Raw genomic sequence first — 12,535 nt, forward strand, 5'->3', positions numbered from 1 at the left:
TTGAAGTCCGGTTATGGCCCATGTTGTAGGGATTATCTCACTTCGATAGGGCTTGGTTAAGTCCGACAGGCTGCTAGCAGTTTTTTATTTCGATGCCATCACTTTCTGGAAAATCAGAGCCGCATGGCAGGTCCGATCTGGTTTCTTTATAAAATGCTTGACCTTAAACCTTGCTTCAAGGTTATTTTCTTGACGTCGCTGGTTGCAAGGCTGTTCTCCGCTCCAACGGTGAACGTGAGAAACTGAGAACGATTTTTGGAAAGGTGAATATATAATGAGTTGCTGTAACAAATCGAACTGTGACGAAAAGGCAAGACGAACCCGGATACCGGCTCACGAGGGCTCATGGGATTGCTGACGGGGCCACGCCGTTGGTGGTTGTTTGGTGCTATTGGGGTCTCCGCCGGACTGATTTTTGGCTGGGATAAGCTCGTGCTGTTCGGGGTCGCGCCAATACTGATCAGCCTTCTACCCTGTCTGATCATGTGTGGTCTTGGATTCTGCATGATGAAATGTAAGGACAAGAAAGGCTCAGTGGCCGCAGTTGATCAGACGAGTGAGGCTGGTGATGTCCAGTCGATGGCTCCTCAGCCCAAGGTCTCGGATGCTTCACACTCGACGAGAGCATTCTGACAGTGAATGTGCGCTAAGAGGGATGTCGTCGCGTTCAGCCTCGCACCTGAAAATAGCGCATCATTCCTGCGTCTTCATGTTCCATGTTATGACAGTGGTAGATGTAAAGGCCGTCAAAGCGCTCGAATTTCATCGCCAGCTGAACCGTTTCACGAGGCATAACCAGAACCGTGTCGTGCCAGCCACTGTCTACCAGGCCCTGCTGTAAACTATCCGAGCTGCCGCCTCGTCGCCCTACAACGTTGAACTGCAAGCCATGAATATGCATCGGGTGAGGCATCGGTGTGTTGTTGTGGAATTCCCAGATTTCCGTGTCACCAAGGCGGACTTTTTCATCATCCGCAACATTCGTTCCGTCAAACCGCCGGCCATTCATGGCAAATCCCCGCATCATAACCGGGCTTAACTCGAACGACCGGATTCGCGTATTGCTGTTTACCGGTATTTTTTGCCGCTGCACACCTAGCTGTGCCGGTAAAGGTTCGCTGGCCTCTACTGACTTGGACACCTCCAGCCTGGCCAGGGGAAATCGGCTGCCGAGGGGCAGGGCGTTGCTGCCCATCATTCCCATTCCGCCCATCATGCCTGCCTGGAAACGGTCACTGATAAGCTCCAGCGTATCACCTGGCTGGGACTCGGAAAGGTCGACCCAGATATCAAGCCGCTGAGCCGGAGCCAGCACGGCGTAAGGCCTGTCTTCCGGTTCCTGAAGAAGGCCGCCGTCTGCACCGATAACGGTGACAGGTCGCCCGTCGCTCCAGGCCAGTTTGTAGATGCGGGCGTTGGACCCATTGAGGACCCGAATTCTGTAGGGGCCGGTGGCAACCTTACGGGTGGTTGGAGGCGCCCCGTTAGCCAGCACTCTATCCCCGATAAAACCGTGCATACGATCCATCATGGACCCCATGCCACCGCCCATGTAAACCAGTTCATTGTTACCAGCAAAGGTGCGGTCCTGAAGCACCAGTAACAGCTCGTTATCGCCCGACGGCAATTTGAGGTCCGCTTCTTCCTCGTCTTCAACGATCAGGAGTCCGGCCAACCCTGCGTAACTTTGGAATCCTACGCGACCACCTTGCTTGCCGTGGGCATGAGAGTGGTACCAGAACAGTCCGGCCCGGTCCAATACCTCGAAGCCAACAGTCATTGTCTCGCCTGGGCGGATCGGTAGTCTTGGTTGTCCGTCTACGTCGGACGGCACATGAAGCCCGTGCCAGTGGACGGTGGTGTCCTCTGGCAGCTCATTGTGAATATGGATTTTGACGGTTTGGCCGTGGCGCAGCCGGATCGTTGGGCCGAGGTAACTGTCCGGGTTTTCGGTGACTGTGTTTTGCGGGCCTTTCAGCAATTCCGCCCTATAGCGCCACACTTCACTGGGGGCGCCCGGAAGAATGGGCACCGAATCGGGCATGGCGTGAAGATTCAGTTCAACATCGTATTCATCGGAATCAAGGCCGAGCGTTTCCGATTCAACCGCTTTTACCCCTCCATCACACCCGGTAAGCAGAAGTCCCGGCGACAACGTGAGAAGGACGCCGGTGCCCGCCGCAGCCCGAAGGACCGTGCGCCTATGGACACTTTTTTCCCTGCTCATCACTTGTTCCTCAGGTATTTGATCAGTGCCAGAATCGCCAGTATCAATAGCACAACCAGAAGAATCATTATCATCATCATGAATAGCCCCATACCGCCCATGCCCTGCATCATGTTGCCACCCATCATGCCTTCTCCCATGCGCCCGGGCTCATCAGCGAATGCAAAAAGGGACAGGAAAAGTCCAACAACCAGCGTAAATAGCCTCTCAAATACCGTCATTACAGTGTGTCTCCGTATTTTTGCCCCACTTGATTTAAAGCGGGGCCTTGGCCCAGTTTGGTGCACCGCCACCGATCTGACAATGCATGAAAAAATACGTTGACCTTAAAGTTCACTTTAAGGTTATGGTTAGCATCAGTCATTGATCACTTGTTTTGAGGTGCAAGAATGAAAACGTTCAATATCGGCGAACTCTCTGAAAAAAGCGGCGTGGCCAGCCATGCGATTCGCTTTTACGAGCGGGAAAATCTCATGCCCGAGCCGGCCCGAACCCAATCGAATTATCGTCGTTACCCCGAGGATGCGATCGCCAGGCTGCAGTTCATCATTCACGCCAAGCAATGGGGTTTCACCCTTGATGAGATTCGTGAACTCCTGATGCTTCAGGACGCCAATGGCGATCGTGCTGAGGCCAAGCGCATCGCAAAGAAGCAACTGGAAAAAATCCGACATCAGATCCAGAGCCTTTCTCGCATTGAGGCGGTCCTGTCAGAAACCCTGGAGGAATGCTCCGGTGAAGGACCAATGGACGGCTGCCCGATTGTCGAAGCGATCGCCCAAAAAGGGTAACGCTGCCAGTCGCCTGCGTATGAATTGATTTAAAGGCACGGAGTTAGCCGTGCCGAGGAGCCAAACGGGTATGCAACGAATAGAGGTCCGTGTTGATGGAATGTCTTGCGCTTCGTGCGTTGGACGGATCGAAAAGGCGCTTATGGGTGAGCCCGGCGTTGCGGAAGCCCAGGTGAATCTGGCGACCGGAAAAGCCACCGTGGAATTTGATCAGCCCGCCACGCCGGCCATGCTAATCGACTCGATTAAGGAGGCGGGTTACCAGCCACGGGTACAGTCCGCCGACATTCCGGTCATCGGCATGACCTGCGGCTCCTGCGTATCCCGGATTGAGCGGGCATTGAATAAGCAACCCGGTATGGTTAAGGCCAGCGTCAATCTGACCACCCAGAAAGCGTTTGTGGAGTTCCTGCCTGACACCTTGTCAGTGCCGCGAATTCATCGGGCTATCCGCGATGCGGGGTATGAACCTCAGGAGCCGGACGCCAGTAGCGAAACGGAAGAGCAGGACAGGGAGGGCATCGACCTCCGCCGGAAAGTGATTTTCGCTGCAGCGCTGACTATCCCGGTAGTTCTGATTGCCATGGGTAAGATGGTCCCTGCTCTTGAGGCTTTGTATGTCAGTGTCTTACCCCATCGGGGGTGGATGGCTATTGAGTGGCTCCTGACCACGCCGGTGTTGTTTTATGCCGGATTGAGGTTCTTCCGGTCCGGGTACACTGAATTGCGCCATGCCAATCCTGGCATGAACAGCCTGGTTATGATCGGCACCAGCGCTGCCTATTTCTACTCCGTCGCAGCACTGTTGGTTCCAGGATTTTTCCCCGCCGGTACCGCCGAAAGCTATTTCGAGGCAGCGGCAGTAATCGTGACGCTCATCTTGCTGGGCCGCTACTTTGAGCACATCGCCAAAGGCCGGACGTCGGAGGCAATCAAAAAGCTTCTGCAATTGCAGGCCAAGACCGCCCGAGTCATTCGGGACGGGGAAGCCGTCGAAGTGCCCATCGAAGCCGTGGTGCCTGACGACCGTATCCAGGTGCGCCCGGGAGAGCGGGTTCCTGTTGATGGCGTGGTGGAAGAAGGCCAATCCTACGTGGACGAGTCCATGATCAGCGGCGAGCCCGTTCCCGTGGCCAAGCAAAAAGACGCCGAGCTGGTGGGTGGAACCATTAATAAGAACGGTTCCCTGACGTTCCGGGCTACCCGGGTGGGTGCGGACACCGTTCTGGCACAGATCATCAGAATGGTGGAATCGGCTCAGGCTGATAAACCCCCGATCCAGGCACTGGCCGACAAGATAGCGGGAATTTTCGTTCCCGTGGTGATCGTACTGGCGATTCTGACGTTCATCACCTGGTTCAGCTTCGGGCCCGAGCCGGCCCTGTCCTTTGCCTTCGTCACGACGGTCAGCGTGCTGCTGATTGCCTGTCCCTGCGCGATGGGCCTGGCGACGCCAACAGCCATTATGGTCGGAACCGGTAAGGGCGCGGAAATGGGCGTGCTGTTCCGCAAAGGGGCGGCCCTGGAGACACTGTCTCGGATGGACACCATCGTCCTCGATAAAACCGGCACCCTGACTCGGGGCCAGCCTGAGCTGACAGATCTCATCCTGGTGGAAGGCCGCGAGGATGAGGTCCTGGCCTGGGTCGCGGCTGTGGAGACCGAAAGTGAACATCCCATCGGGGAAGCCATCGTCAAGGGCGCAAGGGACCGGGGCCTCACGTTACCCGCGATCAGTGAATTCCAGGCGTAGCCGGGCTATGGCATCCAGGCACAGGTGGCAGGACGCCGGATCAATGTGGGCGCGGACCGTTATATGCGCCGCCTCGGTATCGACCTGGCCAGCGTCGCCGACGATGCGGTGTCACTTGCTGAAAAAGCCAAATCCCCGTTGTATGTTGCCGTCGACGGACGCCTAGCCGCGCTGATTGCCGTCGCCGATCCGCTCAAGGACGGTTCGGTGGAGGCGATTGCTGCGCTCAAGTCATCAGGGCTCAGCGTGGCCATGCTCACCGGTGACAACCGCGCCACCGCCGAGGCGATTGCGCGGCAGGCCGGTATTGAACGGGTGCTTGCGGAGGTATTGCCGGACCAGAAAGCGGCCGAAGTGAAGCGCTTGCAGGAAGAAGGTGCCCGGGTTGCTTTTGTGGGTGACGGTATCAATGACGCACCGGCCCTGGCGCAAGCCGATGTGGGTATCGCCATCGGCACCGGCACCGACATTGCCATCGAGGCCGGGGACGTGGTTCTGATGCGCGGCGACCTCCGGGGCATCGTGGATGCTGCAGCGCTCTCCCGGCGCACCCGCAAAACGATCCTCGGCAATTTTGTCTGGGCCTACGGATACAACCTGGCACTGATCCCCGTGGCCGCAGGTGTGCTATTCCCGTTTACCGGCTACCTGCTCAACCCCATGCTGGCCGCCGGCGCAATGAGCCTTTCCAGTGTATTTGTGGTGACCAATTCCCTCCGGCTGGGCCGGTTCAAATCCAATAGCGGAGGCTCCGCAGCGAGCAACATCAGCGAAAGCGGAGCCGCACAGGCCAGCGTCTCGTAAGAGGCCTGGCACACAGAATCAGGAGATTGACATGATGACAAATGAGGCATGCATGTTTGGAATGGCGGGAATGGGGTTGATATCCCTTTTGCTCATTGTCGCCTTGGTACTTGGTGTCGTTGCCCTCGGCAAGTACCTATTTTCGAAAAACAGGGACGATTCTGGACGCGCGAGTAAGAACGCCAGAGGAGACTATGACTACCACTCTGGAGCATGAAATCCATCGGGCACCCACGGCAAGCATCGGAGTTAGACTGAACGCAAAAGCAAAAGTAGTCGGGGTTCTGCTACTGCTGGTTGCACTGGCAGTGTTCTACTGGGTCATGCTTGAGACTGGAGCATTAGCCACGGTGACTGATAAGGCGGCCTTGTCGGAATGGATTGACCAACTGGGGTATTGGGGGCCGGTGGGGATCATTGGCCTGATGATCACGGCCATTGTCCTGAGCCCGATCCCCAGCGCCCCGATCGCCATGGTTGCCGGTGCCGTCTATGGGCCTCTATGGGGAACATTAATCGTGGTGATCGGCGCTGAGGCCGGCGCACTGATCGCTTTCGCCATTGCTCGATCCCTGGGTTTCGACGTTATCCACCGCTGGAGACGGCTACGTCCGGTATTGAAGTGGCTGGGCAAGGAACGCTCTCAGGGCGCATTGATGCTTGTCATTTTTACATCAAGGTTGGTGCCCTTTATCTCCTTTGATGCGGTCAGCTATGCAGCGGGCCTGACACCACTCGCGTTCTGGCGCTTCGTGGTTGCAACGTTGGCCGGTGTTATCCCGACAGCGTATTTGATCACAGCGTTTGGTGGCTTGGTCATGGCCTCTGAGTCCGGGGTAGTGACGATACTTCTGGTTCTGGTCAGTGGCATTACCCTGTTGCCGTTTGTTGCGAAGCTGCTCATGGCTCGCCGAAGGCACCAGAAAGCGTCCGAACTTGCATGATAGAGGTTGGGTTGAAGGCGCCTTGGCAAATACTCATCCCGCACAGCAGGACAGCTGTTTCACATCTTTGGTGAAGGTTTGCGCGCAGAGCTTGAGGCCTTCCACCATGGTCAGATAAGGAAACAGTTCATCGCCGATGTCCTGCACGGTCATCCGTGACCGAAGTGCAATGACTGCCGTCTGGATCAGTTCACCGGCTTCCCCGGCTACCGCCTGCACCCCCAGCAAGCGTCCCGAATCGCGCTCGGCCACCATCTTAATAAAGCCATGGGTGTCGAAATTCACCAGCGCTCGCGGCACGTTTTCCAGATCCAGCAGACGGGTGTCCACATTGTAGCCCTGCTTGAGCGCTTCGGCCTCTGTCAGGCCAACTGTGGCGACCTGAGGGTCGGTAAACATCACCCCCGGCATGGCGCTGAGATCCAGGGTGGCCTCGCCTCCCGTCATGTTGACCGCAGCCCGGCTGCCCCCGGCAGCGGCGACGTAGACAAACTGCGGCTGATCGGTGCAGTCACCGGCGGCATAGACACCGCGGACCGTGGTTTGCAGTTGCCCATCCACCTGAATCGCGCCACGGGAGGTTTCCACACCGATGCCCGCCAGGTTCAGGTTTTCGGTATTGGGTATCCGGCCGGTCGCCACCAGCAGTTGATCAGCTCGTAAGGTACCGGCATTGGTCTCGATAACGAATTCATTGTCGGTATAGTCCACACGGCTGGCCTGGGTCTGCTTGAGCACCTCGATGCCCTCGCGCCTGAACGCCGCCTCTATGGCCTCACCGACGGCGGGTTCTTCACCGGATAGCAGGCGGCTGCGGGCCAACACGGTGACCTTGCTATCCAGCCGGGCGAGCGCCTGGGCCAATTCCAGGGCAACAAAACCGGCGCCGATAACGATCAGCCGTTCAGGCACAGTAATTAATGCCAGCGCACTGGTGGAGGTGAGATAAGGTGTCTCAGCCAGCCCCGGTATCGACGGCTCTGCGGGGCGGGCGCCAGTGCCAATAAAGGCGCGATCGAAATGGACGTTCTGCTCGCCGCCCTCGTTCAACTGGACCACCAGGTTATTGCCATCGACAAACCGGGCTTCACCGTTCAGGACCGTGATTGCCGTCTGGTCGCGCAGAATCCCTTCGTACTTGGCGTCGCGCAGTTCCTCGACACGCGTCTGCTGTTGCTGAAGCAGTTTCGCCCGGTCCACCTTCGGTATCTGGGCGCTGACGCCCCCGTCAAATGGGCTCTCCGTGCGCAGATGCGCGATATGCGCGGCACGAATCATGATTTTCGACGGCACGCAGCCGGTATTCACGCAGGTACCACCAATAATGCCGCGCTCGATCAGGGTGATGCGGGCGCCACGCTCCGCGGCCTTCAGGGCAGCCGCCATGGCTGCGCCGCCGCTACCAATCACAGCGATATGCAGGTTTTTGTCACTATTCATTCCGAGTTCCTTGAATTACTGGGGCATTGTCACGGCAGGCGCCGAGTCGCGTGTAACAGAGGGCGCCTGGAGTCCTTTATCACAACTCACTTACTGTCCGTTTCCAGGGATTTCAGGGTGGAGGGATAGCCGACATCGCCCGTTGCCTGGGTTAAGGCTTCCACCGATGTTCGTGTGTCGTCAAAGGTAATCACGGCTTCTCGATCCGGATAGCTCACGTCGACTTGTGAAACACCGTCCACCTTGTTCAAGGCCAGCTTGATGGTAATGGGGCATGCGGAACAGGTCATCCCCGGAACCGAAAGCGTCACTGTCTGCATGGCGGCCCAAGAGGGCATGCTGAGCAGGGCGAAAAGCAACGTCATGGCAAAGCGCATTTTCATGGGACAATCTCCTTTCAATAAAACAGAGGAAGAGCATAGGGAAACAACAGGGCGACCAGTATCAGTGCCGTTACTGCCCAAAAGATCACCTTATAAGCCGTTCGCACCCGTGGTACGGTACACACTTCACCGGGTTGACACTGTTCCACTGGCCGGAAGATTCGACGCCACGCGAAGAACATGGCCACCAATGCAACGCCGATGAAAATCGGGCGGTAAGGTTCAAGAGCCGTGAGGTTGCCCAGCCAGGCACCGGAGACACCCAGCGCGACAAGTACCAGCGGTCCGAGACAGCAGGCCGAAGCCAAAAGGCCCGCAATACCTCCCGTAGCCAGGGGACCACGCCCCGATTTGGAATTCGACATAACGCTGACACCTTTCATGCTTTCATTCGATGAGATAAGGTTACTTCCGTAGTCCGCTACGGAGTCAAGGGGTATGCCGGATAAAGCGAATTCACTGACCATCGGTGGCTTAGCTAAGGCTGCCAACGTCCATATCGAGACAATCCGCTATTACCAGCGGCGACGTCTAGTACCGGAGCCGGAACGTCCTCCAGGTGGTATTAGGCGCTATGGTCCAGCTGATATCGAGCGGTTAATGTTCGTGAAAACGGCTCAGCAGCTGGGCTTCAGTCTTGTCGAAATCAGTGACCTGTTACAACTTGAAGATGGCGCTCACTGCCAGGAGGCCAGCGCTCTGGCCGAGCACAAGTTGCGGGACGTGCGTGAGAAAATCGACCAACTGGGGAGAATCGAGAAGGTACTGGGCGAGATGGTCGAGCAGTGCCATGCCCATCCGTACAATATTACCTGCCCATTGATTGCATCATTGCATGAGGGGGGCAGTGGGGGGGGACGATCAACGTGAAAGAACATGATTTTCACTCGACTGAGGGCTCGAGGGAGAGCGGATGTTTTATCCCCGGATAGTCCCCACACCCAAGCTTCTGAGGAACTTATGTGCGCCGCCAACATCTTACTCTGGTAGCCGAATTGGCGGATACGGTGATGGAGCGTGTCTGTTTGCACCTCCGCCAATGTAGGTTAAAGTGGGCGATTATCTTCCCACGCGGAAGATGTTTTAGCTGTTCTGTAATCAGGATATCAGTGCGATGACCACACGGCTTATGGGACTGGCAGTACTACTGCTCGTGGCTCTTCTCCCCGTTGCACAGGGAGTTGCCGCGACCTCTTTTGAGGCGGAACCCATGGCCGAGGCTTGTGTCATGTTGCCAGACACCCAGGTGATGCATGACTGCGCCGGGCTCAATGCCGAGGGCAGCTGCAGTAGCCCGTGTTCAACGTCCCATGTCGGGAAATCTGCAATTAGAGACTCGGTAGTGCTGTTATCTTCCCCCTGCCCGAAAGGCTATTCTTCTCATTCCGGCCGTGTACTTTCTGGCCCAGACCCTTTTCCTCCCAAGTATTCAACAGTCTCCTGAACCTTTGATTGCCAGAGGCTTTCGCTTCGAGTGCCTGTCGTTTGGCCTTGCGCGGTAGACCACCACGTAGGCAGCTTTGCTGGTGATTTTATCGACTGATGAATACATGAAAACGGGAACGTATCTGTGATGTCATTCTATCTGGAATACCCGGTGCGCGGCATGACCGTGCTCTGCCATAAGCTTTCGATGGCACTTTTTTTGAGTTTATTCGCTGCCTTGGCCTCGGCGTCACCACCAATGGACCCGGGAATCAAGGCACTGCAGGAGAGAATCGGTTTTACGGTGACTGAACGCTTCTCCACGCCAGCCGAGGGCGTGACCGGCTATGTTGTAAAGACCGGCGACGGGAAAACCGGAATCCTCTATGGTCTCGGTGACCTCACTTTTTCCGGCGCACTTCTGGAGAGTGATGGCAACGATCTGACCCGCGAATATTCCGCTCGTTATATACCGAAGCCGACGTATGCGTCGGTTGCCGAGCAGCTCTCCCGGGACCCCCATCTGGTGAGCGAGGGCGGTAAAGATGCCCCTGAGGTCTATATCTTCGCGGATCCCAACTGCATTTTTTGCCACAAATTCTGGAAGCAAACCAGGGATTGGGTTGCGGAGGGGAAAGTCAGGTTGCACTGGGTCATGGTCGGGTTTCTCAAACCGTCCAGCCTGGGGCTTTCTGCAGCAATCATGAACGCAGAGGATCGAGCCGCGGCGCTCCAGGTGTTTGAGGAAAACTTCGGAAAAAGCGGTGACGGCCGCGGCATTTCTGAACTCACTCCGATCCCGGCCGACCTTCAACAGGCCCTCGAACAACACGGTCAGTGGATGGCCGAGGCGGGTTTCAGCGGGACGCCAGGGCTGCTGTTCAAGGACACGAGCGGACAATGGCGGGGCCAGACTGGTGTGCCCAGCCAGGAAGCGCTCGGCAGGATGCTGGGAGTCACTGAGTAATGGATCAGCTGCCCTCATTACTCATTGCCGGCCAGATCATGATGGCGGTTATGGCAGGTCTACTGCTGAACCTGACGCCCTGCGTGCTGCCCGCGATCCCCATCAAGGTCCGGACCATCCTGCGGGAGGCGGGCGGCCAGAGGTCCCATCGGGTGCTGGCCGCGTTGGCATTCACGGCCGGAACACTCACCTTTTTCCTGACGCTGGGCGGCCTGACCGCACTGCTGCAGTGGAACTGGGGCACGTTGTTCCAGTCAACGCTATTCGTGGCCGTCCTGGTTGCGTTAATGGTCGGGTTTGCGGTGATTACCTGGCTCGATCTGCCCATCCCCGTCCCGACATTCGCCGCCTCGGCGCATGGCCGGCGTTACTTTGAAGCCTATGTATCCGGGCTGTTGAGTGCGATTCTGGCCGCGCCCTGCGCAGGACCATTCCTCGGTGGCGTTCTGGCCTTTGCCGTTACCCAGCCGACACCGGTCATCATGGGGATATTCGGCAGTATCGGGCTGGGGCTGTCGTTGCCCTACGCGGTACTGATGCTCAGGCCCGAGTGGCTGAGCCGGTTGCCCAAGGCGGGCCCCTGGACCCTGGCCATTCGTGAAGTGCTCGCGCTGATATTGCTGGCCGCCGCCGTCTTTTTCAGCGCGAGCCTGGTGCCCAAAGCGGTATACCCCTGGCTGTGGTGGGCCTGGCTGGCGCTGGTGCTGGTCTGGGGTCTCCGTCGTTTCGTTCAGGGGAGCGGTGCCGTTCGCGTGATCACTGCAACGGCGACAGGCCTTGCCCTTGCGGTGACAGTGGTATTCGCATCTCCGTTGGGCAGCGGCGAAGACGAACTTGTCTGGCAGCCCTACTCCGCAGAACTCCTGGCGGACACAAAAGCCCGGGACACACCGTATTTGCTGGAGTTCACTGCCGATTGGTGCATCAACTGCAAGGTCCTGGAGCGCACCGTGTATAAAGAGCCCGCTGTGGCTGAAGCCGTAGCGCGGGCCGGCATGGTGCCGATTCAGGTTGATGTGACAGCAAGCGATCCCGAAAAAGACGCATTGTTAACCGCAACGGGAGGGCAGGCTTTACCTTTTGCGGCGATTTTTGACGCTGACGGCACCGTTGTCGCCCGTTTCACTGGGCTATTTGATACCGACAGCCTGGTCGAGGCGATCAACCGCACCGAGAACTCACAACGCTAGCTACTGGAGATGAACCATGACAACCCGAACCAAAGTATTGCTGACCGGCGTAGCGGTTTTTCTGATCGCGATCGCGGCGTTCACGTTGATCGGTACCAATTCCGGAAACGCTCCTGGCTCGGCCCAGACCGAACGAGCCAATTCCGACCCCCAGGCGCCAGTTGCCCGCACGGGGTTGGCAGATTCTTCCGATAAGGTCCGCCTCAATCTTGCGGAAGGCGGCAAAGCCCTGATAGGGGAGACCGGTGAAATTATTCTGACACTGGACATTGAATCGGGCTGGCACGTGAACGCCAACCCGGCCTCCATGGAGTTCCTGATTCCCACCGTCGCCAGTTCTTCGGTCAACGGTCAGTCGCTTGACATCCCGACCCAGTACCCTCGCGGTCGGGTCAGTGACATTGTGCTGGGTGACACCGCCCTGGAGGTGTACGACGACGGTGCGAGTATCCGGCTGCTGCCAGATGAAAAACAGACCACCGCGCTGAAAGAGGCAGGCAAGCTTGACATGACAGTACGGGTGCAGGCTTGCAGTGACGAGGGCGTTTGCCTGGCACCGGCTGATCTGCCCGTTGCGCTGAATCTGGACGATACCAAGCCACAATAATCCA

12 protein-coding genes and 1 pseudogene are annotated in these 12,535 nt (G+C 57.4%); 8 read left to right on the forward strand and 5 right to left on the reverse strand.

The features are described from left to right. Positions 1 to 667: 667 nt before the first annotated feature. Both MLC59_RS15750 and MLC59_RS15755 read right to left on the reverse strand, forming a co-directional pair. Positions 668 to 2,227, reverse strand: coding sequence for a multicopper oxidase family protein (locus MLC59_RS15750; protein ID WP_248236268.1), 1,560 nt, complete (start codon positions 2,225 to 2,227; stop codon positions 668 to 670). Continuing rightward, positions 2,227 to 2,448 (reverse strand): hypothetical protein, encoded by a 222-nt coding sequence (locus MLC59_RS15755; RefSeq protein WP_248236272.1) that lies wholly within the window; start codon positions 2,446 to 2,448, stop codon positions 2,227 to 2,229. Before MLC59_RS15755 ends, MLC59_RS15750 begins: the two co-directional genes overlap by 1 nt. Before the next feature lie 168 nt (positions 2,449 to 2,616). Here MLC59_RS15755 and MLC59_RS15760 point away from each other — a divergent pair, with 168 nt between their 5' ends. The 4 genes and pseudogenes from MLC59_RS15760 to MLC59_RS15775 all read left to right on the forward strand — a co-directional run bounded on the left by MLC59_RS15760 (position 2,617) and on the right by MLC59_RS15775 (position 6,519). Next, entirely contained in the window at positions 2,617 to 3,018 is a 402-nt protein-coding gene (locus tag MLC59_RS15760; RefSeq protein WP_248236283.1) for a MerR family transcriptional regulator, read from the forward strand. A 70-nt stretch (positions 3,019 to 3,088) separates the two neighbouring features. Further along, a pseudogene (locus tag MLC59_RS15765) lies at positions 3,089 to 5,575 on the forward strand (heavy metal translocating P-type ATPase). A 31-nt stretch (positions 5,576 to 5,606) separates the two neighbouring features. Further along, positions 5,607 to 5,792 (forward strand): SHOCT domain-containing protein, encoded by a 186-nt coding sequence (locus tag MLC59_RS15770; RefSeq protein ID WP_248236291.1) that lies wholly within the window; start codon positions 5,607 to 5,609, stop codon positions 5,790 to 5,792. Beyond that, entirely contained in the window at positions 5,770 to 6,519 is a 750-nt protein-coding gene (locus tag MLC59_RS15775; RefSeq protein ID WP_248236293.1) for a TVP38/TMEM64 family protein, read from the forward strand. Before MLC59_RS15770 ends, MLC59_RS15775 begins: the two co-directional genes overlap by 23 nt. Before the next feature lie 33 nt (positions 6,520 to 6,552). Here the strand turns inward: MLC59_RS15775 and merA are convergent, their stop codons facing one another. The 3 genes from merA to merT all read right to left on the reverse strand — a co-directional run bounded on the left by merA (position 6,553) and on the right by merT (position 8,707). Beyond that, positions 6,553 to 7,959, reverse strand: a complete 1,407-nt coding sequence (gene merA, locus MLC59_RS15780; protein ID WP_248236299.1) for a mercury(II) reductase — start codon at positions 7,957 to 7,959, stop codon at positions 6,553 to 6,555. Between the two features lie 86 nt (positions 7,960 to 8,045). Further along, positions 8,046 to 8,342 (reverse strand): mercury resistance system periplasmic binding protein MerP, encoded by a 297-nt coding sequence (gene merP / locus MLC59_RS15785; protein WP_011784884.1) that lies wholly within the window; start codon positions 8,340 to 8,342, stop codon positions 8,046 to 8,048. Positions 8,343 to 8,356: 14 nt separating this feature from the next. Continuing rightward, a complete protein-coding gene (merT, locus tag MLC59_RS15790; RefSeq protein WP_248236301.1) occupies positions 8,357 to 8,707 on the reverse strand; it encodes a mercuric ion transporter MerT in 351 nt (116 codons plus the stop codon). 73 nt (positions 8,708 to 8,780) lie between these two features. Between merT and merR the strand changes: the two genes are divergently transcribed. The 4 genes from merR to MLC59_RS15810 all read left to right on the forward strand — a co-directional run bounded on the left by merR (position 8,781) and on the right by MLC59_RS15810 (position 12,531). Continuing rightward, the gene (gene merR / locus MLC59_RS15795) at positions 8,781 to 9,212 is read left to right on the forward strand and encodes a mercury resistance transcriptional regulator MerR (protein ID WP_248236309.1); all 432 of its coding nucleotides are present in this window, start codon (positions 8,781 to 8,783) and stop codon (positions 9,210 to 9,212) included. Positions 9,213 to 9,915: 703 nt separating this feature from the next. Then, positions 9,916 to 10,734 carry a thiol:disulfide interchange protein DsbG gene (dsbG, locus tag MLC59_RS15800; RefSeq protein ID WP_091854709.1) on the forward strand — a complete coding sequence of 273 codons (819 nt, stop codon included), beginning with the start codon at positions 9,916 to 9,918 and terminating at the stop codon, positions 10,732 to 10,734. Further along, on the forward strand, positions 10,734 to 11,924 hold the full coding sequence (locus MLC59_RS15805; protein ID WP_091704924.1) for a protein-disulfide reductase DsbD family protein: 1,191 nt from the start codon (positions 10,734 to 10,736) through the stop codon (positions 11,922 to 11,924). Before dsbG ends, MLC59_RS15805 begins: the two co-directional genes overlap by 1 nt. A 16-nt stretch (positions 11,925 to 11,940) precedes the next feature. Next, a complete protein-coding gene (locus MLC59_RS15810) occupies positions 11,941 to 12,531 on the forward strand; it encodes a protein-disulfide reductase DsbD domain-containing protein (RefSeq protein ID WP_248236310.1) in 591 nt (196 codons plus the stop codon). Positions 12,532 to 12,535 lie beyond the last annotated feature (4 nt).

The sequence above is a fragment of the Marinobacter bryozoorum genome (genome assembly GCF_023156245.1).
Taxonomy (GTDB): Bacteria; Pseudomonadota; Gammaproteobacteria; order Pseudomonadales; family Oleiphilaceae; genus Marinobacter; species Marinobacter bryozoorum.

Excerpts from the sequence above, each read along its gene's own strand:
- MLC59_RS15750 (WP_248236268.1), bottom strand. The coding sequence starts at position 2,227 with ATGAGCAGGGAAAAAAGTGTCCATAGGCGCACGGTCCTTCGGGCTGCG.
- MLC59_RS15755 (WP_248236272.1), bottom strand. The coding sequence starts at position 2,448 with ATGACGGTATTTGAGAGGCTATTTACGCTGGTTGTTGGACTTTTCCTG.
- MLC59_RS15760 (WP_248236283.1), top strand. The coding sequence starts at position 2,617 with ATGAAAACGTTCAATATCGGCGAACTCTCTGAAAAAAGCGGCGTGGCC.
- MLC59_RS15770 (WP_248236291.1), top strand. The coding sequence starts at position 5,607 with ATGATGACAAATGAGGCATGCATGTTTGGAATGGCGGGAATGGGGTTG.
- MLC59_RS15775 (WP_248236293.1), top strand. The coding sequence starts at position 5,770 with ATGACTACCACTCTGGAGCATGAAATCCATCGGGCACCCACGGCAAGC.
- merA (WP_248236299.1), bottom strand. The coding sequence starts at position 7,959 with ATGAATAGTGACAAAAACCTGCATATCGCTGTGATTGGTAGCGGCGGC.
- merP (WP_011784884.1), bottom strand. The coding sequence starts at position 8,342 with ATGAAAATGCGCTTTGCCATGACGTTGCTTTTCGCCCTGCTCAGCATG.
- merT (WP_248236301.1), bottom strand. The coding sequence starts at position 8,707 with ATGTCGAATTCCAAATCGGGGCGTGGTCCCCTGGCTACGGGAGGTATT.
- merR (WP_248236309.1), top strand. The coding sequence starts at position 8,781 with ATGCCGGATAAAGCGAATTCACTGACCATCGGTGGCTTAGCTAAGGCT.
- dsbG (WP_091854709.1), top strand. The coding sequence starts at position 9,916 with ATGTCATTCTATCTGGAATACCCGGTGCGCGGCATGACCGTGCTCTGC.
- MLC59_RS15805 (WP_091704924.1), top strand. The coding sequence starts at position 10,734 with ATGGATCAGCTGCCCTCATTACTCATTGCCGGCCAGATCATGATGGCG.
- MLC59_RS15810 (WP_248236310.1), top strand. The coding sequence starts at position 11,941 with ATGACAACCCGAACCAAAGTATTGCTGACCGGCGTAGCGGTTTTTCTG.